The sequence below is a fragment of the Streptomyces malaysiensis subsp. malaysiensis genome, assembly GCF_040653035.1.
GTDB classification, from domain to species: Bacteria; Actinomycetota; Actinomycetes; order Streptomycetales; family Streptomycetaceae; genus Streptomyces; species Streptomyces malaysiensis.
In genome coordinates this window covers 526,868-547,067 of record NZ_JBEZNG010000004.1, presented here as the reverse complement: position 1 = coordinate 547,067, position 20,200 = coordinate 526,868, and the positions used below count along the sequence as shown (strand labels likewise).

General features: G+C 73.2%; 14 protein-coding genes. 4 read left to right on the top strand and 10 right to left on the bottom strand.

Going from position 1 to position 20,200, the window contains the following annotated elements; genetic code table 11:
• Positions 1 to 245: 245 nt before the first annotated feature.
• From AB0E24_RS11860 to AB0E24_RS11845, 4 genes are all read right to left on the bottom strand, one after another.
• Positions 246 to 1,637, bottom strand: a complete 1,392-nt coding sequence (locus AB0E24_RS11860) for an FAD-dependent oxidoreductase (RefSeq protein WP_359376334.1) — start codon at positions 1,635 to 1,637, stop codon at positions 246 to 248.
• Between the two features lie 43 nt (positions 1,638 to 1,680).
• Positions 1,681 to 3,135: an MFS transporter gene (locus AB0E24_RS11855; protein ID WP_093705319.1), complete on the bottom strand. Its 1,455-nt coding sequence runs from the start codon at positions 3,133 to 3,135 to the stop codon at positions 1,681 to 1,683.
• A gap of 106 nt (positions 3,136 to 3,241) precedes the next feature.
• Complete coding sequence (locus tag AB0E24_RS11850; protein ID WP_373567896.1) at positions 3,242 to 4,081, bottom strand: IclR family transcriptional regulator; 840 nt, start codon at positions 4,079 to 4,081, stop codon at positions 3,242 to 3,244.
• Complete coding sequence (locus AB0E24_RS11845; protein WP_359376330.1) at positions 4,078 to 5,259, bottom strand: 4-hydroxybenzoate 3-monooxygenase; 1,182 nt, start codon at positions 5,257 to 5,259, stop codon at positions 4,078 to 4,080. Before AB0E24_RS11845 ends, AB0E24_RS11850 begins: the two co-directional genes overlap by 4 nt.
• 101 nt (positions 5,260 to 5,360) lie before the next feature.
• On the opposite strand from AB0E24_RS11845, the gene AB0E24_RS11840 reads away from it, so the two are divergent.
• From AB0E24_RS11840 to hemQ, 3 genes are read left to right on the top strand one after another with little or no spacing between them, the layout of a single operon-like run.
• Positions 5,361 to 7,637 (top strand): IclR family transcriptional regulator domain-containing protein, encoded by a 2,277-nt coding sequence (locus AB0E24_RS11840; protein WP_359376376.1) that lies wholly within the window; start codon positions 5,361 to 5,363, stop codon positions 7,635 to 7,637.
• Entirely contained in the window at positions 7,634 to 9,118 is a 1,485-nt protein-coding gene (gene hemG, locus AB0E24_RS11835; RefSeq protein WP_359376328.1) for a protoporphyrinogen oxidase, read from the top strand. The genes AB0E24_RS11840 and hemG overlap by 4 nt, the downstream gene beginning before the upstream one ends.
• A 4-nt stretch (positions 9,119 to 9,122) precedes the next feature.
• Entirely contained in the window at positions 9,123 to 9,839 is a 717-nt protein-coding gene (gene hemQ, locus AB0E24_RS11830; RefSeq protein WP_069867177.1) for a hydrogen peroxide-dependent heme synthase, read from the top strand.
• A gap of 213 nt (positions 9,840 to 10,052) precedes the next feature.
• Here hemQ and AB0E24_RS11825 read toward each other — a convergent pair whose 3' ends face one another.
• The 5 genes from AB0E24_RS11825 to AB0E24_RS11805 all read right to left on the bottom strand — a co-directional run bounded on the left by AB0E24_RS11825 (position 10,053) and on the right by AB0E24_RS11805 (position 16,657).
• Complete coding sequence (locus AB0E24_RS11825) at positions 10,053 to 11,894, bottom strand: alpha/beta hydrolase (RefSeq protein WP_359376323.1); 1,842 nt, start codon at positions 11,892 to 11,894, stop codon at positions 10,053 to 10,055.
• An 85-nt stretch (positions 11,895 to 11,979) separates the two neighbouring features.
• Positions 11,980 to 12,786, bottom strand: coding sequence for a TIGR04222 domain-containing membrane protein (locus tag AB0E24_RS11820; RefSeq protein ID WP_206333520.1), 807 nt, complete (start codon positions 12,784 to 12,786; stop codon positions 11,980 to 11,982).
• A 1,112-nt stretch (positions 12,787 to 13,898) separates the two neighbouring features.
• Positions 13,899 to 14,897, bottom strand: coding sequence for a TIGR04222 domain-containing membrane protein (locus tag AB0E24_RS11815; RefSeq protein ID WP_359376319.1), 999 nt, complete (start codon positions 14,895 to 14,897; stop codon positions 13,899 to 13,901).
• 5 nt (positions 14,898 to 14,902) lie between these two features.
• Complete coding sequence (locus tag AB0E24_RS11810) at positions 14,903 to 16,423, bottom strand: MbnB/TglH/ChrH family RiPP precursor modification enzyme (RefSeq protein WP_359376316.1); 1,521 nt, start codon at positions 16,421 to 16,423, stop codon at positions 14,903 to 14,905.
• A gap of 108 nt (positions 16,424 to 16,531) precedes the next feature.
• Entirely contained in the window at positions 16,532 to 16,657 is a 126-nt protein-coding gene (locus AB0E24_RS11805) for a hypothetical protein (protein ID WP_269788941.1), read from the bottom strand.
• Positions 16,658 to 16,837: 180 nt separating this feature from the next.
• On the opposite strand from AB0E24_RS11805, the gene AB0E24_RS11800 reads away from it, so the two are divergent.
• Positions 16,838 to 18,868, top strand: a complete 2,031-nt coding sequence (locus AB0E24_RS11800) for a transglycosylase domain-containing protein (protein ID WP_435865265.1) — start codon at positions 16,838 to 16,840, stop codon at positions 18,866 to 18,868.
• 30 nt (positions 18,869 to 18,898) lie between these two features.
• Here the strand turns inward: AB0E24_RS11800 and AB0E24_RS11795 are convergent, their stop codons facing one another.
• Positions 18,899 to 20,158: a polysaccharide deacetylase family protein gene (locus tag AB0E24_RS11795; RefSeq protein ID WP_251771272.1), complete on the bottom strand. Its 1,260-nt coding sequence runs from the start codon at positions 20,156 to 20,158 to the stop codon at positions 18,899 to 18,901.
• Positions 20,159 to 20,200 lie beyond the last annotated feature (42 nt).

The window sequence follows — 20,200 nt, the reverse complement described above, 5'->3', positions numbered from 1 at the left end:
TTCCCCTACCCGCCCCTTCCCGAACCATGGGGCTCCGCCCCCTGGACCCCGGATGGGCTGAAATCAGCCCCTCCGGCGCTTGAGGAGCGGGGTCCGGGGTGGAGCCCCGGTTGTGGGAAGGGGCGGGTAGGAGAAAGCCCGCCGCAGGCGTCACGATCCGCCGGACACCCCCGGGGGCGGGGAAGGCACCGGTATGCGGCTCCAGCGTGGTCCGCCGGACACCCCGGAAAGAGCGCGCCGCGGGCTCAGTGGCGCTCCGCCGCCCTTACGGTCGCCGCCGCCTTGCGCGCCGCCACCAGCACCGGGTCCCACACCGGGGAGAACGGCGGGGCGTAGCCCAGGTCCAGCGCCGTCATCCGCTCCACCGTCATCCCGGCGGTGAGCGCGACCGCCGCGATGTCCACCCGCTTGCCCGCGCCCTCGCGGCCGACGATCTGCGTGCCGAGCAGCCGCCCCGTGCGCCGCTCGGCGAGCATCTTCACCGTCATCGGCCGGGTCTCCGGGTAGTACCCGGCCCGGCTGGTCGACTCGATCGTGACCGCCTCGAACTCCAGCCCCACGGCGGCCGCTTCGGCCTCCAGCAGTCCGGTGCGGGCGATCTCCAGATCGCAGACCTTGCTGACCGCCGTGCCGACGACACCGGGGAAGGTCGCGTAGTCGCCGCCCACATTGGAGCCGATGACCTGCCCGTGCTTATTGGCGTGGGTGCCCAGCGGAATGTGCCGGGTGCGGCCGGACACCAGGTCGAGGACCTCGACACAGTCGCCACCCGCCCAGATGTTGTCGTAACCGCGCACCCGCATGGCCTGATCGGTCAGCAGCCCGCCGTAATCGCCCACCGGCAGCCCCGCCTCCTGGGCGAGCCCGGTCTCGGGGACCACCCCGAGGCCCAGGACCACGAGGTCGGCGGGGTACTCGCTGACCTTGGTGGCCACGGCCCGCACCCGGCCGTCCTCGCCCGTGATCACCTCGGTGACCTCGGCGCCGGTCACGGTGTCGATGCCGAGCCCCGACATCGCGTCGCGCACCAGCCGCCCCATATCGGGGTCGAGCGTGGACATCGGCTGGTCACCGCGTTCCAGGACGGTGACCAGACAGCCGCGCTGGATCAGCGCCTCGGCCATCTCCACCCCGATGTATCCGGCGCCGATCACGACCGCCCGCTCGACCGGGGTGGACTCCAGGGTCTCCAGCAGCGCCCGCCCGTCGTCCAGGGTCTGCACCCCGTGGACGCCGGGAGCGTCGATCCCGGGCATCCGGGGGCGGCGCGGCCGGGCGCCGGTGGCGATGACCAGGTCGTCGAAGCCGTACCAGCGCTCGTCCTCGCCGCGCGGGTCGAGGTCCCGGGCCAGGACCCGCTGTCCGGCGAGGTCGATCTCGACGACCTCGGTGTTGGTCCGCACGTCGATCCCGCGGCCCCGGTGAGTCTCCGGCGTACGGGCCACCAGTTCGTCGGGGCCGTTCACCACCCCGCCGACCCAGTACGGGATGCCGCAGGCCGAGTACGAGGTGAACTGGCCGCGCTCGAAGGCGAGGATCTCCAGTTCGCCGCGGCTCTTGAGCCTGCGCGCCCGCGACGCGGCGGACATCCCCGCCGCGTCGCCTCCGATGACCACCATGCGTCGTGCCGCCGCCATGTATGCCCCTCCGCCACTGGATGTCCGGCTTTAGGGCACCAACTTATGCGGCGCGCGCGGTGTGCTCCCGGATCAGCATGTACAGCAGCGCGCTGACGAGCATCAGCGCACCGTCGATGTAGACCGCGTGGGTCCAGCTGCCGTAGTGGTCGAAGAGGGTGCCGCTGAGCGCCGGGCTGATCACCGCGCCGATCTCCCCGACCAGGTTGAACAGGCCGAAGGCCGCGCCGCGTTCGGCCGCGTCGACCACGTCGTTCAGCAGCGCGTGCGCCATCGGCTGGAGCGCGTTGAAGAACAGGCTGGTCACGAAGAGCAGGACGGACATCACCCAGAGGGAGGGCCGCTCATGGGTCTGGAGATACGCGGCGAACACCAGCACCAGCACCCCCTGGACCACGGTGAACGCGATCAGCAGCGGCCGCCGCCCCCATCCGCGCGCCTTGGCCTGGTCCGAGAGCCGGCCCCCGACCGGGAAGCCGAGGATGCCCGCGCCCGCGTTGAAGGCGGCCACCAGCGCGGCGTTCTGGAACGAGCTGTGGGCGGCGTCCGCGACGATCGACACCGACCAGAAGCTGAAGAACCACAGATTCCACATGACCGCGATGAAGGCGAAGCTGAGCAGCAGCACATTGCGGTTCCGGGAGACCGCGCCCAGCCGGCCGCTGCGCCGCGCGAAGATCGCCCCGATGAGCAGGAACGCCAGCACGCACTCCAGGATGGCCACGCCCCAACTCGGCATCCCCGCCCCGTCGGCGATCAGATAGACCGCCATGACCGCGGCGCACAGCACCGCCGAGATGCCCAGCAGCCGCAGGGTGGAGCCGGTGGCCTTGAGCGGACCGCCGATGCGGCGCATATAGACCGCCGTGGCCCAGCCGAAGGCGAGCGTCGCACCGCCCAGCACCAGGAACGGCATCCGCCAGGCGTCCTCCTCGCCGAACACCTCCCCGCCCCAGTCGATCAGGTACGGCGCGCTGATGGTCGCGATCGTCAGCCCGATGGACAGTCCGGTGATCGCGACGCCCATGCCCAGACCGGCCTTGGCGGGCGGGGTGCGCTGGGCGATCAGCGAGCGGTCGTTGGAGTAGAAGACGCCCTCGCCGAGCCCGGTCAGCACCCGCAGCACGACGAAGGCGATCAGCCCGCTCATCAGGCCGCTGGCCAGGGTCGCGACCCCGGCCCACAGCAGCGAGACCGCGAGCATGGTGCGATGCCCGAAGCGGTCGCCGAGATAGCCGCCGGGGAACTGCGTCAGCATGTAGCCCGCGAAGAACAGGCTGCCGATCAGGCCGCCGAGCGCATGCGGATGGCTGGCGGAGCCCAGCATGCCGTGGTCGTGTTCGATCAGCCAGGTGACGACCGGCCCGGTGATGGTGCGGTCGGCGTACGAGAACAGCCAGCCGCCCAGCAGCATGGCCCACAGGGTGTGATACGGCTGCCAGCCGCCGCGGGGCGCCTCCTGCCCCGGAGTGGTGGGCTCGGCGGATACTTCGGGCATGTGTCCATGACCCCCTTCGGGCCCGGGCGTTCAGGCTCGGTGCTCGGTTGGTGCCACACAGAATGTGGCCGGACACCAGCCGCGGCAAGGAGCGCTCCCGGGTCTTTCACCGACCGGAAGCCTCCACGACGGGGTCTTGTCCCAGAGCGGCGGCGAGGGTACGGGAGATGCCGTGGGCGGCGACCCGTACGGCCGGGACGAGACCCGGCGCCCGCCCCTCCGCGGCCGGCACCACCACCGACAGCGAGGCCACCACCTCCCCGCGCGGTCCGCGCACCGGGGCGGCGATGGACAGCCCGTCCATGGTGATCTGCCGGTCGCTGACCGCGATCCCGGTGCGCCGCACCTCGGCGAGGGCGGTCCGCAGCCGGTGCGGGTCCTGGATCGTCATCTCGGTGTAGCGGCGCAGCGGACGGGCGCACACCCGCTCGTACAGCCGTGGCGGCCCGTACGCGAGCAGCACGAGACCGACGCCGGTGGCGTGCAGCGGCCAGCGGCTGCCGACCCGGGTGCGCACCTGGACCGCCGAGTGCCCCGAGATCAGCTCGACGTAGACCACCTCCAGGCCGTCCCGCACGGCGAGCTGGACGTTCTCGTGGGTGGCCTCGTAGAGGTCCTCCATGAACGGCAGCGCCGCCTCGCGCACCCCGACTCCGCGCGGCGAGAGCGTCGCCACCTCCCACAGCCGCAGCCCGATGTGGTACGCCCCGGTGGCGTCGCGCTCCAGGGCGCCCCAGCGGGTGAGCGAGGCGACCAGCCGGTGCGCGGTGGCCAGCGGCAGCCCGGCGCGCCGGGCGAGGGCGGTGAGCGACAGCGAGCGGTGCGAGGCGTCGAACGCGTCGAGGACCGCCAGCATCCGGCCCGCGACCGAGCGGCCGGCGTCCTGGCGGCCGGGGGCACGGGAGCCCGGCGGGCTCATCGGGGTGAGCGGGCCCGAGGCGGTCATGACAGCGGGAGGCCGACGTAGTTCTCGGCGAGTTCGGCGGAGGCGGTGGGGGAGGAGGCGATCCGCTCCAGCCGCGCGATCCGCTCCCGGTCCTCGAACGGGCTCTCGTCCGGGCGCCGGTGGAGGGTGTCCGTCATGAAGTACGAGAACCGCTCGGCCTGCCACACCCGGCGCAGACAGGTCCGCGAATAGCCGTCCAGCAGCTCGGCGGAACCGGTCTCCTGGTGATGGATCAGCGCACGGGCCATCGTGACCACGTCGCTGACGGCCAGGTTGAGCCCCTTGGCGCCGGTGGGCGGCACGATATGCGCCGCGTCGCCCGCCAGGAGGAGCCGCCCGTGGCGCATCGGCTCCTGGACGAAGCTGCGCATCGGGGTGACGGAGGTGGCGGTGATCGGGCCGCGCTCCAGCGTCCAGTCCCCGTCGAGCGCGAAGCGGGTCGCCAGCTCGTCCCAGATCCGGTCGTGCGACCAGTCGTCCGGGTCGGTGCCGCCCGGCACCTGGAGGTAGAGCCGGGAGACATGCGGGGAGCGCATGCTGTGCAGGGCGAAGCCGCGCTCATGGCGGGCGTAGATCAACTCCTCGCAGGACGGCGCCACATCGGCCAGCACACCGAGCCAGGAGTAGGGGTAGGTGTGCTCGAAGGCGCGCACCCGGTCCGCGGGGATGGCGCGCCGGGCGATGCCGTGGAAGCCGTCGCAGCCCGCCACGTAGTCGCAGCTGAGGGTCTGCTCGCGGCCTTGGTGGCGGAAGCGGATGACGGGCGCGGCGGAGTCCGGCTTCTCGATGGCCAGCGCCTCGGCCTCGAACAGCAGCGGGGGAGCGCCCGGCTCCTCCAGCTGAAGCGCTATCAGATCCTTGACGATCTCGGTCTGGGCGTAGACCGTCACCGACTTGCCGTCGGTGGCGGAGGGGAAGTCCACACGGTGGCCGCGGCCCTCGAAGCGCAGCTCGATGCCCTGGTGGGGGAGGCCCTCACGGTCCAGCCGCCCGCCGGCGCCGCACTCCCGCAACACATCCACGGTGCCCTGCTCCAGGATCCCAGCCCGCTGGCGCCGCTCGACATACGCCCGGTCCCGGCTCTCCAGCACCACGCAGTCGATTCCCGCGCGGTGCAGCAGACGGGCGAGCAGCAGCCCGGCGGGTCCGCCGCCGATGATGCCGACGGTGGTGCGCATCACATCGTCCCCTTGCTGTGGTGGCTGTGGTGGTCCCTGCGGCTCGCCACGAATTCGGTACTTGTTCGCTGAGTGAAACTTCGTTCATAATCGGCTGTGTGATGAGTTTCAGCCCGGTGCCACCACCTGTCAATGGCCCCGTCGGGCCTCTCGAGCGCGGCCTCGCCGTGCTGCGCGAGCTGACCCGGCTCGCCGCGCAGGAGGGGCGGGCCACGGTTCGGCCCGGCGATCTCGTGCGTGGCACGGGGCTCGCCCGGTCCGTGGTCGACCGCGTGGTGGCCACGCTCGAACAGCTCGGTTACGTGACGCTCGACGGACGCGACATCGGCCTCGCGGTCCGGCTGATGGAGCTCGGCAACGCGTATCTGGCCGCGAGCGGACTGCCCGCCGCGCTCGGCCCGTTCGCCGAGCGGCTCGCGGACCGGCTCGACGAGTCGGTCTCGGTCGCGGTCCCCGACGGCGGCGGGGTGCGCTTCGTCGTCCAGGTCACCCGGCGCCGCACCATGTCCCTCGCCTTCCGTATCGGCGATCTGCTCCCCGCCGAGCGCTGCTCGCCCGGCCCGCTCTTCGCCGCAGAGTGGTCCGGGGCCGACTGGGCCGCCTGGCGCGCCCGCCGCGCGGGGGACCCCCTGGACACCGCCTTCCCGGCCGTTCCGCCCCGCCACCGGCCCGACTCCGGCGCCGACTTCGAGGCCCGCGTCAAGGAGGCCGCCCACGACGGCTGGGCCACCGACGACCAGCTGATCGAACCGGGCCTGGTGGCGGTGTCCGTTCCGGTACGGGACGCCTCGGGCCGTATCGCCTGCGCCGTCAACGTGGTCAGCCACACCAGCCGCCATGACGTGGACTCGCTGCGGGCGGCGGTGCTGGGGCCGCTGGGTGCGGAAGTCCCGGCGATGGAGGCGGCTTTGGCGGCGCCGCGGAGGCGGCATGCGGTATTGGCGGCTTCGACGGCTTCGACGGCTTCGGCTGCTCCAGCCGCTTCGGCCGCTTCAGCTGCTTCGGCCGCCTCGGTCGCTTCGGCTGCTCCGGTCCCTTGGGGCGTGGGGGCGTTCGGCCCGGCCGGATCGGCTCCGGGCGCGCCGAGTGGGGGAGACGATGCGGGCGGTGGTGCGGGTGCGGCGGGCACCACACCGCTTGGCCCGGCCGCAGGGGGAGGACTGCCCGCGGCGGATGAAACCCGCGCGGAGTCGGCCTTGGGCGCGCCGTCATCGGGCCCGTCGGCCCAACCCGCGGGCAGCGGCCGGACGCGGAGCGCCGCGGGCGCGGCGTCGGCGGCCGTGGGCGGGACGTCGGCCGTCGGCGAGGACCCCGCGCGGATGGCCAAGCGGGAGCTGGGGGCGGGGTTCCTCCAGTCACTCGCGCGCGGACTGGCCGTGCTGCGGGCCCTGGGCGGGGTGGAGGCCACGAGCTGGGGCGAGACCCGTGCGGTGGGTGGCGTGGGGCAGGGTGAGGCCAGTGCGGCGGAGGTCACGGGCCGGAGCGAGGCGCGTGCGGTGGAGGGCGTGGGCCGGAGCGTGGGGCGTGCGGTGGACGGCGAGGCTCGCGCGGTGGGGGACGCGGCGCGCGGCGCGTCCGGCGCCGCCGGGGGCATCGGGGGCATGGCCCACGGCCTTGTTGGCGCGGGGCAAGGCGGCGGCCTGGGCGGCGGCATGACGCTCACCGCCGTCGCGGAGGCCACCGGGCTCGCACGGGCCACCGCCCGGCGCTCGCTGCTCACCCTGGTCGAGCTGGGGTACGCCGAGGCCGACGGCCGGACCTTCCGGCCGCTGCCGCGCGTGCTGGAGCTCGGCTACGCCCCCCTCGCGGAGCTCGGCTTCACCGACATCGCCCAGCCGCATATGCGCGAACTGGTCCGCACCGTCCATGAGTCGGCGTCCCTGGCCGTCCTCGACGGCGGCGACATCCGCTACATCGCGCGCGTCCCCACCGTCCGCATCATGAGCGTCAACATCACCATCGGCACCCGCTTCCCCGCCTACGCGACCTCCATGGGCCGGGTGCTGCTCGCGGGTCTGGACGCCGACGCCCGTGCCGCCCATCTCGCCGACGTACGGCCCCGGCCGCTGACCCGGCACACCGTGACCTCCGTGCCCGAGCTCGCGCGCGTCGTGGAGCGTGCGGCGGCGGAGGGGCACGCCCTGGTCGACCAGGAGCTGGAGGAGGGGCTGCGGTCGCTCGCCGTGCCCGTACGGGACGCGCGCGGCCGTGTGGTGGCCGCGCTCAACGTGGCGACCCACGCAGGCCGCGGCACCGCCGAGAGCGTCCGCGGCGAGCTCCTCCCGGCGCTGCGCGCCACCGCGGCCCGCATCGAGGCCGACCTGGCCACGGCCTCGGCGCATCACGCCCTCGGGGCGGGTGAGAGAGTGGGGGCATGAGAGCGGCGAACACCCCGGGGGCGGGGCGCACCGGCCATGTCGTGGTCATCGGCGGCGGAATCGCGGGCCTCGCGGCGGCCCACCGGCTGCTGGAAGGCGGGGCGCGGGTAACGGTCCTGGAAGCGTCGGCACGGCTCGGCGGCAAGCTGCGCTCGGGGGAGATCGAGGGCGCCCCCGTCGACCTGGGCGCCGAGTCGATGCTCGCCCGCCGCCCGGAGGCGGTCGACCTGGCGCGCGCCGTGGGCCTGGGCGACCGGCTGCGGCCGCCCGCCACCGCCACCGCCTCCCTCTGGACGCGCGGCGGGCTGCGCCCGATGCCCAAGGGGCATGTGATGGGCGTCCCCGGCGATCTGGCGCCGCTGGCCGCGTCCGGGGTGATCTCGGAAGAAGGGCTGGCCCGGATCGCCCAAGACCGGGAGCTGCCGCCCACACCGGTCGGCGAGGACGTGGCGCTGGGCGGGTACCTCGCGGAGCGGCTCGGCCGCGAGGTCGTGGACCGGCTGGTCGAACCGCTGCTGGGCGGGGTGTACGCGGGCGATGTGTACCGCACCTCGATGCGCGCGTCGGTCCCCACCCTCTTCGATGTGGCCCGCTCCGGACGCCCGCTGACCGAGGGCGTCCGGGAGTTGGCCGAGCGCGCCGCGCAGCGGCAGGACGGCCCCGTGTTCATGGGCATCGACGGCGGGATCGGCCGGCTGCCGCTCGCGGTCGCCGACGCCGTACGGGCCGCGGGCGGCGAGATCCGCACCGGGGCGCCCGTACGGGAGCTGCGGCGGCGCACCGCCGACGGCTGGACCCTCGCCGTGGACGGCACGGACGGCACGGACGGCCCGCCGGTGGTCGAGGCCGACGCCGTGGTGCTGGCGGTCCCCGCGCCCGCCGCCGCCCGGCTGCTGACCGCCGAGGCCCCGGCCGCCGCCACCGAACTGGCCGCCGTCGACTACGCCTCGATGGCGCTGATCACCATGGCCTTCCGGCGCGACGCGCTCACCGGCGTGGACGCCCTCGCCGAGGGCAGCGGCTTCCTGGTGCCGCCGGTCGACGGCCGGACGATCAAGGCCGCCACGTTCTCCAGCCGCAAATGGGGCTGGCTGCGTGACGCCGTCCCCGATCTCTTCGTGCTGCGTACCTCGATCGGGCGGTTTGACGACGAGGTGGATCTGAAGCGGGACGACGCCGATCTGGTAAGGATGTCGCTCGCCGATCTCGGCGAGGCCGTGGGCCTCACGGCCCGGCCCGTCGCGAGCCGGGTGGACCGCTGGGACGGCGGACTGCCCCAGTACCCGGTGGGCCATCTCGACCGGGTGTCCCGTATCCGTGCCGAGGTCGCCAAGGTGCCGGGGCTGCGGGTGTGCGGCGCTCTCTACGACGGAGTGGGCATCCCCGCGTGCGTCGGCAGCGCCCATAAGGCGGCCGATGAACTGCTGGGCGCGCTGGAGGCCACCCTGGAGCGGGGCGCCGGAGGCGGAGAGCGAGAATAGGGCCATGACTGCTGCACCTGAGAAGACTCCCAACGCCGGTAAGAAGGCCAAGGACCTCAACGAGGTCATTCGCTACACCCTGTGGTCGGTGTTCCGGCTCCGCGATGTGCTGCCGGAGGACCGTACCGGCTACGCCGACGAGGTCGAGGAGCTCTTCTCCCAGCTCGCCGCCAAGGACGTCACCGTCCGCGGCACCTACGACCTGTCCGGGCTGCGCGCCGACGCGGACATCATGATCTGGTGGCACTCGGAGACCTCCGACGCCCTCCAGGAGGCGTACAACCTCTTCCGCCGCACCCGGCTGGGGCGGGCCCTGGAGCCGGTGTGGTCCAACATGGCGCTGCACCGCCCGGCCGAGTTCAACAAGTCCCACATCCCGGCGTTCCTCGCGGACGAGAACGCGCGCGACTACGTGAGCGTGTACCCGTTCGTCCGCTCCTACGACTGGTACCTGCTGCCCGACGAGGACCGCCGCCAGATGCTCGCGGACCACGGCAAGATGGCGCGCGGCTACCCCGATGTGCGCGCCAACACGGTCGCGTCCTTCTCGCTCGGCGACTACGAGTGGATCCTGGCCTTCGAGGCGGACGAGCTGCACCGGATCGTCGACCTGATGCGCCATCTGCGCGGCTCCGAGGCGCGCCGCCATGTGCGCGAGGAGGTGCCGTTCTTCACCGGGCGGCGCAAGGCGGTCTCCGAGCTGGTCGCCGGTCTGGCCTGAGCCTGACGCCCCTACGGCGGCCGGGACGCTCTTACGGCGCTCGGGACGGACGCTCTTGGGGCGGCCGGGGACGCCGTTACGGCGGGCCGGGACGGCTTACGGCGGGCGCCGGGATCCTTATGGCCTCCGGGCGTGACCTTACGGCCGCCGGTGTGGCCGTAAGGCCGCCGCGGGACGGTCCGGCGGCCGTCCCGCACGGGCTTCGGCGCCCTCTTACGGCGTGCCCGGGAGCGCGGCCGGCTGCTTGCCCGAATCGGGCAGCGGGGCCGGTTCCGGCTGTGGTTCGGGCGCCGGGCGCGGGGCGCAGTAGGCGGACCGGCCGGGGGTCCTACCGGTCAGCAGATAGGTGTCCACATGGCGGTTGACGCAGCCGTTCGGACCGCCCCACAGACCGTGGGTCCCCGCCTTCCGCTCGGTCACCAGCGAGGAGCCGGGCAGCCGGTGCCACAGCTCCTTCGCCCCCGCGTACGGGGTGGCCGCGTCCCGCTCCGCTGACAGCAGCAGCACCGGCGGCAGCGCGACCCGCCCCGTCCGGGGGCCCACGGCCTCCAGGTTCCCGACGTCGAGGGGGCGGCCCGGCTTCACCGGCCAGAAGGCGCACGGCAGGTTCATCGCCACGTTGTCCCAGGTCTCGAAGGGCGCGCGGCGGGCGAGTGCGGTGTTGTCGCGGTCCCAGGTGGCCCACTCGCGCGGCCAGGGCGCGTCGTTGCACTCCACGGCGGTGTAGACGGCGTTGCCGTTCTCGTCGTCGGCCGCCTGCGCCCGATCGGGCGCGGAGAGCGCGATCAGCGGCTTGGAGTCACCGAGCAGATAGGCGGCCAGCGCCCGGGCGGCCGGATCCCAGTAGGCGTCGTTGTAGCCGGTCCTGAGGAACGCGCTCTGGAGCTGGGCGGTGCCGACGACCCCGCCCGCCGGCTTGCGCGCCAGCCGCCGCCGCGCCTTCTCGTACGAGGCGAGCACCCGGTCCGCGGTGGCGCCCAGGTGGTAGACGCGGTGGTGCCGGGCGACCCAGCGGCGCCAGTCCCGCCAGCGCCGCTCGAAGGCCAGTGACTGGTCGAGGTTGTCGCGGTACCAAATCTGCCAGGGGGCCGGGTTGACCACGCTGTCGAAGACCATCCGGCGCACCCGCCCCGGGAAGAGCGTGGCGTACACGGCCCCGTAGTACGTGCCGTACGAGGCGCCCACGAAGGTCAGCCGCCGCTCGCCCAGCGCCGCGCGCAGCACCTCCAGATCGCGGGCGTTGTTCAGCGTCGTGTAGTGCGCGAGCGCGCGGCCCGAGCGGCGCACACAGCCCCGCACATAGGCGCGCGCCCGCGCCACCAGCCGCCGTTTGAAGGCGGCGGTGGGGTGCGGCGGGGAACTGGTCGGCGCCTTGGCGTAGGCCGAGGGCCGCTGGCAGGAGAGCGGGGCGGAGCGGCCCACGCCGCGTGGGGCGTAGCCGACGAAGTCGTAGACGGCGGCCAAGCGGCGGAAGGACTTCTCGGCCGCGTACTCGGGGAACGCCATACCGGACGCGCCCGGTCCGCCCGGGTTGTAGATCAGGGCGCCCTGACGCCGCGCCTTGGGGCCGCTCGCCCGGACCCGGCTGACGGTGAGGGAGACGCGCTTGCCGCGGGGACGGGCGTAGTCGAGCGGTACGGAGACCTTTCCGCAGGTGATGGGGGCGGCCAGCGACTCGGCGCGGGGACAGCGGCGGAAGGTGACACCGCGCTCCGCCGCGCGCCGGGCGGCGAGCGCCACCCCGCGGGCCGCGGCCGGGTCAGCGGGCGGGGCGGCGGCCGCGGCGGACGATCCGGACCAGGTGGTCCAGACGGGCGCGGTGGCGGCGACGGGGCCGGCGGGGGCCGCCGAACGGGCCGCGGGGGCCGCCGTGAGCGGCGCGCCCGCCGCACCGGCCGGGGGCGTGGCGGCCCTGGTGGACGGGGTGGCAGCCGTGGCGGCGGGGGCGGTGGGCGCGGTGAGCGGGCGGCCGGTGGCGGGCGTCGCGAGCAGAGCGCTCATGGTCAGCGACAGGGACAGCGGTCCGAGGATGCCGTACAGCGCTGCTGCTCTCACTGGCCATCCCTTCGTGCGTCGCGCGATGAAAGGGATATTTGGCGCGGCGGATGACCATGTAAAGCACCGGGCCGCGGTGTCGGGGTCAATGACCCCAATGCGTCTTCAGCGCCGCGCGCAGCGCCCGGTCGGAGAGCGCGACGGTGCCGTGCACCGCGAGCGCGGTGAGCACATCGGCGTCGTCGGCACCGCCGTCCGGGCCGCCGCCGGAACGCTGGGCGACCGTCCGCCGCGGAGGCACGTCGATCCGGCCCAGCAGTTGCTGACCGGCGGGGGAGGCCCACCGTGAGTACGGATGCGCCTCGACCCGGGCGATCAGCAGACAGCTCACCGTCAGCAGCAGCGGCAGCATGAACCACGAGGCCACCGGACCGCGCCCCGCCGCGGGCGGCACCAGCAGCAGCGCGGCGACCGCCATCGCCAGGACCAGCGCGCACGCCGCCCGTACCTGCCGCACCGCGACCGCCACATTCGTACGGGCCGAGGCGGGCACCGCGAGCCCCGCCGCCACCAGCCGGTCGCCCAGCGCCCGCACCGGGGCTGCGGTGGCGAACGCGGCCCGCACCGGCCGCACGAGGGCCTGGCCCTCCGGCCCTATCGCGGTGATCACGGACCGCTCCAGCTCGTCCCGCCCCTCCGGGTCCACCACGGTGACCCAGCCGGTGTGGGCGAGCAGCAGCCGGCGCTCGCGGCACATCGTCACAAGGGCCAGATCCCCCACCCGCCGCGGGCCGCCGGACAAAAACGCCGCCTCGTACAGGCTCAGGCCCTTCCCGTCCGCCGCCGGATCAGGGTCCATCGGCTGAGCGGCGGCGACCGCGGCCAGGCACAGACGCGTGCAACTGACGATCGCCGCGCCCCACGCGACAAGCAGGAAGAGGACCCACAACATGGCCGAGTTCTACTCGACCCGGCCACCACCGCGCCACGGTTTTCACGATATGAACGACTCGCGCGAATGCGGCGCGCGCGCCGCGCAGACCCGCGACGGATTGTGCCGCCTACGGCGGACTGTTCCCCTGCCCCGCCCCTTCCCAAAACTGGGGCTCCGCCCCAGACCCCGTATAGGGGCTCCGCCCCCAGACCCCGTATAGGGGCTCCGCCCCCAGCCCCCGAAACCGGGGCTCCGCCCCAGGCCCCGGGTCGGGGTTCTGTTCCGGGTTTCGGGTCGGGGCTTTGCCCGGGCCCCGGGCCGGGGCATTGTCTGGGCTCCGGGTCGGGGTCCTGCCTCGGGTTTCGGGTCGGGGTTCTGCCTGGGCTCGGGGTTGGGGCTTCGCCTCGGGTTTCGGGTCAGGGCCTCCGCCCCGGGCTCGGGGTCGGGTTTTGCTCGGGCTTGGGGTCGGGGCTTCGCCTCGGGCTCGGGGTCGGGGTTCTGCCTCGGGCTTCGGGTCAGGGCCTCCGCTCCTGCCCGCGGCATCGGTATGCGGCTCCGCCGCGTGGCGGGTCTCCGTCCTTGACCCCGGGGTCCGGGGGCGGAGCCCCCGGTATCGGGAAGGGGCGGGGAGGGGAAAGCATCGGTATGCGGCTCCGCCGCGTGGTCCGCCGGACACCCCGTAACTCTGCTCGGGACCGCGGTGGGGTCGTGGGCGATCCGTACAGCTGCGGCGCGGGATGCCGGTGGGCGGGCGGTCTGGGATCGGTGAGCGCCTCTTGCCGGTCGCCATCGGCGCCCGGGGCTGGGCGGCTCGACCCGCCGCTGCTCGGTCGGCCGCCCGCGTCCGGCCCCTCGCCCGCGTCCGGCCCCTCGCCTGCGTCCGGCCCCTCGCCTGCGTCCGGCCCCTCGCCTGCCCCCGGCGTCCGGCCTGCCCCCGGCATCGCGCCCGCGTCCGGCGTCGCGCGCCCCCCGGCGTCCCGCCTGCCTCCGGCATCTCGCCCGGCCCCGGCATCGCGCCTGCCCCCGGCGTCCCGCCCGCCCCCGGCGTCCCGCCCGCCCTCGGCGTCCCGCCGGGCCCCGGCGGGCTCCGCCATGCCTCCTGGCCGCAGTGCGGCCACTTGTGTGGCGGCTCAGCCGCCTCCGCAGCCGCCGCCCCCACCTCCGCCGCAGCCGCCGCCCCCTCCGCAGCCCGAACCGCCGCCGCTGCTCCCTCCGCAGGACGAGCCGCCGCACGAGGAGCCCCCGCCTCCGCCGTCCCCTCCGCACCACGATCCGCCGCCGTCCGAAGTCGAGAACCCCGAATCGCCCGAAGACCCCGAGTAGCCGGGCGATCCCGAGCCGCTCGGTACCTTCTGCGCCTCCAGCAGCTGGGCCCGCAGCTGCGGATCGTCCGTCAGCGTGGCCGCCCCGGTCAGCGCGACGACGACCGCCACGGAGACCGTCGCCGGACGGCCGATGGACCGGGCGCGGGCATGGCGTCCGCTGACCCCCGACTCCCTCCGGTACGCCACCAGCGCCCGCTTCCCGGCGGCGGTCAGCCTGCGCTTGCCCGCACCGGCGCAGATTCTGCCGATGAGGAAGCCGATGAAGAGCGCGGGGGCGATCATGAAGATCAGCGGAGGCCCGTCGTAGGTGACGGGTCCGATGCTGATCATGATGGCCAGGAAGGCTCCCACCGCGCAGAGCGTGATGTGCGCCCGCGCCATGCGCCGCCAGAACCTCAGGGCGTCCGGCCGTACCATCAGCCCGCGCCCCGCCAGCCGGTCGCCGATCTCCTGCACCGCCGCGCTGCGCATCAGTTCCCGGCGCAGCCAGGTCAGGGCGCCGTGCGGGGAGTTGGCGGACAGCCGCAGCAACTCCTCCTCGACGGGGCCGCGCGCGACCGGTTGCCGCACCGAGACCACGCCGGGGCCGCCGATCGCCAGCCGTCCGTCCGCGTACATCGTGCTGATCACGGTGTCCGCCACCCGGCCCGGTCCGCCCGCCAGGAACGCGGCCTCCAGCAGGTCGTACGCCTGGGCGTATACCGGCCCCGAGACCCTCCTGCGCCGGGCCCGGACCGTACCGGTGATGAGTATCGCCGACGACACGGTGACCACCGCGTAGACCAGGCTCGCGATCGTGCCCATGCCAGTCACCGCCCCCCGCTCAGCGCGAGCCGGACCCGGCGGGCGAACCGCGCCGCCGGATGGGACGGCAGGGGCGCGGGCCCGGACCGCTCCTGCCACCACAGCGTCAGCCGGCGCCGGGCGGCCGAGCCGTCGGGCCGGCCGTCCGCCAGCAGATGCTCGGCGAACGACAGCGCGTCGCGGCGGTAGCCGCCGGTCATCGGGCGGCCCTCGGCGTATCGCACGAACGCCGGGCGGTAGCCGGTGCCCAGGATCTCCGGCAGCTCCGGGGCCACCTTCGCGATCACGGACGCCCGCTTGGCCGTCAGCGCCGCGCTCTGCACCCGCAGCCGCCGGCGGTCGAAGCCCTCGGGCGGCGGGGTGTCCCCGACCAGCGCGGACAGCAGCGCGGTCTGGGCGAGCGCCAGCCGCTCACGGACGGCGTCCGGCACCGGTGCCTCGGGCAGCGGAGCGTCGGGCAGCGGTGCCTCGGGCGCGGGGGCGTCGGCCGCCGGGGCGTCGGCCGCAGGGGCGTCGGCCCCGGTGCGGGCCTTGTCGGCCTTGTCGGCCTCGTCGGCCGCGGCGGAGGCCCGCACCGGGGCGGGGGCCTCATCCCCGGTCCCCGCCGCCGTGGCCGCTTCCGCGGCCCTCGCGGCCGTGACCGGCTTCGCGCTCCCCGCCGCTGTCCCCGCCGTCGCCATCCCCGCCTCCGCGGCCCCCGCCGCCCCCGCCGCCGTCACCGCGCGGATCGCGGCCAGCTCGCCCGCCAGCTCCCCGGCCGCCGGGAAGTCCTCGTCGCGCTCAAGCAGTACGCCGGGCGGTGCCGTACGGGCGCACAGTTCGGCGAGGACGTCGAGTACCGGCTGGGTCACCGGATGGGCGTGGCTGTCGTGCCACACGCCGTCCTTCTCCACCCCGCCCGCCACATGGACATAGGCGATCGCCGACGTGGGCAGCTCGTCCAGCGCCTTGGCCGGGTCCTCGCCCCGGTTGACGTGGTTGGTGTGCAGATTGGCGACGTCGATGAGCAGCCGCACCCCCGTGCGCTCCACGAGCTCGGCCAGGAACTGACCCTCGGTCATCTCCTCGCCGGGCCAGGAGATCAGCGCCGCGATGTTCTCCACCGCGAGCGGCACCGGCAGCGCGTCCTGCGCGATGCGCACGTTCTCGCACAGCACGTCCAGCGCGTCACGCGTCCGCGGCACCGGCAGCAGGTGCCCGGCCTCGATGGACGGTGACGCGGTCAGCGGCCCCCCGGCCCTGACGAACGCGATGTGCTCGGTGACCAGCGGCGAGCCCAGCGCCTCGGCCCGCTCGGCCAGCGCGCGCAGACGGCCGGGTTCGGGCCGCTCGGCTCCCCCGAGGCCGAGCGACACCCCATGCGGGACCACCGTGGTCCCGCGCTCGCGCAGCAGCCGGAGCGCGTCCGGCACATGGTCGGGGCAGATGTTCTCCGCCACCACCTCCACCCAGTCGATGCCGGGCAGTCGCGCGATGTCATCGGCGATCTCCGGTCGCCAGCCGATTCCGGTACCGAGGCGCACCATGGCTCCCCCTCCTCGTTCCGTACCGCGTCCCCCGCGGTGTGTTCTCGCGTGCCGGGGTGATGACCCCGTAGAGGGAGGACGAATCCCCGGGCCTCGCGGTTCAGAGGTTCATTTGAGCTTCGGGGTGTCACGGAGGGGGTGTACGCCCCCGGGGCGGTCGCCGACGGCCGTGCGCACGCTCACCGCACAGGCGGCCATGCCCACGGCCACCGCACAGGCGGTGCGAATGGTCACCGGGTGGCTCGTGTCGCTGAATATGGTCACTGTTACAAAAATTTGGGGCCCTGTGGCGACAGATGTTCAGAGGGGAAAATAGGATCGGTCTGGTCTGGGGGGATGGAAGATCACACCTTTGTGCCGCGCCCACGCGCGGAGCGAGCGTGGGGGAAACACGTGCCGGGCAGCGACAACGCCATGGGGAAGCACCGTAAGCACCGCCGCAAGCCGTCCTCGAAGAGCCGGAGGATGCGACTGCGCCGCTGGGCCGCGGCGCGGATCCGGCTGGACTACCCCCGGACGGGGCGCCGTGGGGTGGGGCGGTGGCTGCCGTCGTGGCGTCAGGTCGCCCTGTTCTTCCTGTTCTGCGTCGGCAGTCTGACCGGTCTGCTGAGCTTTCTGTATCTCCAGACCGACATCCCCAAGAACCTCAACGACTTCGCCACCCAGCAGGACAACGTCTACTACTGGGCGGACGGCACCGAGATGGCCCGCACCGGTCCGGTCAACCGGCAGGAGGTGCCCCTGAAGAAGGTGCCGGAGCAGGTCCAGTGGGCGATCCTCGCCGCAGAGAACGCCAGCTTCTACTCCGACCGCGGGGTGTCCCCGAGCGGACTGATGCGCGCGGTGACACGGATGGTGACGGGCGGTGAGACCCAGGGCGGCTCCACCATCACCCAGCAGTATGTGAAGAACGCCTATCTGAACCAGCGTCAGACCTTCTCCCGCAAGCTCACCGAGATGTTCATGGCCATCAAGCTGGACGACCGGATGAGCAAGCGGGACATCCTCGAGCGCTATCTGAACACCAGCTGGTTCGGCCGCGGCAGCTACGGCATTCAGCGGGCCTCGTACGCGTACTACGGCAAGGACGTCTCGGAACTCAACGCGAGCGAGGGCGCGTTGCTCGCCTCGCTGCTCAAGGGCGCCGGGACATTCGATCCGACGCTCGGCGCCAAGAACCACAAGCGGGCCGTCGACCGCTGGAAGTGGGTGCTGGACCGGATGGTCGACATCGGAAGGCTGTCGAAGTCCGAGCGGGCGCGCTATACGAAGTTCCCCGAGCCCAAGGCGCCCCCCAAGCCGGCCGGGCTCACCGGTCAGGTCGGCTATCTGGTGGAGACGGCCAAGGCGTATGTGAGCTCCCATACCGAGATATCCGACGCCGATTTCGACCTGGGCGGCTATCAGATCCACACGACCTTCGAGAAGCCCAAGGTCAACGCGCTCGCCAAGGCGGTGGCGCAGACCCGGGACAAGCTCGATCCCGAGCGGCGCCCCGAGGACCGGCATGTGCGGGTGGGCGCCGCTTCGGTGGCCCCCGGCGGCGCGATACGCGCGCTGTACGGCGGGCCCGGCTATCTCGAGCAGGGATTCAACGACGCGAACGCCTCCAATGTCCCGGCCGGCACCTCCTTCACCCCCTTCGTCTACGCCGCCGCGCTGCGCGACGGCGTACTGCTCCAGCGCAACGGGGCACGGACGCCCGTGACGCCCTCGACGCTCTACGACGGCAACAACAAGATCGCGGTGCATACGCCCGAGGGGCCGTACTGGGACCGCGGCGGCAAGATCGTGCGGGCCACCAACGACGGCGACGCCTCCTATGGGCAGGTCTCGCTGCGCCAGGCGATCGTGCAGTCCATCAACACCCCGATGATCCAGCTGGGCATGGATGTCGGGCTGGACCGGGTCCGGCGGGTGTCCATCGACGCGGGGCTGCTGCCCAGCAGCTTCGGCGCGCGGGTGCCCGCGTTCTCGCTCGGCACCGCGACGCCCAGCTCGATCCGTATGGCCAGCGCCTACGGGACGTTCGCCGCCGAGGGCACGCACCACGCGCCGTACTCGGTGAGCGGGCTCACCCATGGCGGGCAGAAGGTCGAGCTCCGTAAGGACCGCGCCAGACGGGCCTTCAGCGCGGAGGTCGCGGCACAGGTGGACGACGCGCTGCGCGGCGCGGTCCAGAGCCCGGACGGCTCGGCGCGCGGGGCGGCCATGGCCGATGCCGAGGTGGCCGGTAAGGGCGGCACGGCGCAGGACGGCACCTCCGCCTGGTTCGTCGGCTACACCAAGGAGCTCTCGACGGCGGTCTCGCTGTCCCGGCTGGACCCCAAGTCGCAGGAGCTGATGCCGCTCGAGGGGATGGGCGGAGGCGGCGCCGACACTTCGGGTGACACCTACCCCCTGGACATCTGGAAGAGCTATATGGCGGGCCGTACGGCGGAATGAGCGACGGCGGAAGCCCGGCAACGGGACCGCTTACCTGGTCTTGGTGTACGTCGACCAGTCGGGCGACTCCGCCGGGTCCAGCATCCGCAGCTTCTCCAGGACCTTCGGGTCCTGGGCGTCCAGCCAGTCGGCGAGCTGCTTGAACGACACGCATCGCACTCCGTCGCGGCGGCAGACGCTCCTCATCACGTCCTCGATGGCCTGCATATAGATGCCGCCGTTCCAGGTCTCGAAGTGATTGCCGATGAACAGCGGCGCCCGGCTGCCGTTGTAGGCGCGCTCGAAGCCGTTCAGATAGCCCTGGCGGGTCAGCCGCTCCCACTCGGCGTACTTCGCCGGATCGCCCTCGGTGCTGTCACCGGACTGGTTGAAGAGGAAGTTGAAGTCCATCGAGAGGACCTGCTTCTCGCTCTCGGGGTACGGCACCAGCTGGAGCGGGAAGTTCCAGATGCCGTCGATCTTGGACGGCCAGAGCTGGAAGTCGCCGGGTGAGCTCGCGTCATAGCGCCAGCCGAGGGATTTGATCGCCGGGATCAGCGTCTTCTGGCCCTCCAGGCACGGTGCGCGCCCGCCCACCAGCTCCACGTCGTAGTCGAACGGCAGCGGTTCGATGTCGGTGAAGCCGGTGTTGGTCTTCCACCGCTTCACAAAGGAGTACGCCTGCTCCGTTTCGCTCTTCCACTCCTGGGTGGACCAGTCCTGCCCGCCCTTGGCGCCGCAGAAGTGTCCGTTGAAGTGGGAGCCGATCTCGTTGCCGTCCAGCCAGGCACCGCGCAGCTGCTCCAGGGTCTCCCTGATGTGCTCATCGGTGGGGAAGGAGATGGCGGCCGAGCCCCGCTTGTGCTGGGGCGGCTGATAGAGGTCGCTCTTCGTCTTGGGCAGCAGATACATACCGCTGAGGAAGAACGTCATCGTGGCGTCGCTCTCCTTGGCGACCTGGCGGAAACGGGAGAAGAGGTGGTCGTCGTTCTCCAGCGCGCCGTCCCAGGAGAAGACCACGAACTGCGGCGGTTTCTCACCGGGTTTGAGCTTCTCGGGCTTGGGCTGGTGCGGCTGCGGTCCGGTGTAGGACGTGGAGCCGTCCCCGAGCACCTTCACCTCGCCGTCCCAATCGGCGTACTTGTCTTCCTTCTTGGGCTCTCTGGGGACCCGGTCGGACTTGGGGGACGCGGCACCGGCGGGGAGGTTCCCGTCCGACGTGCCGCCGCCCGCGTCCCCCGGCGAGGTCAGGGCTATCAGCAGCCCCACCACGACGGCCACGGCCGTCAGGGCGCCTATGGGCGCGGCCACGCCATAGGCGTTCCTCGCGCTTAAAGCCTGCAACGCTTTCAC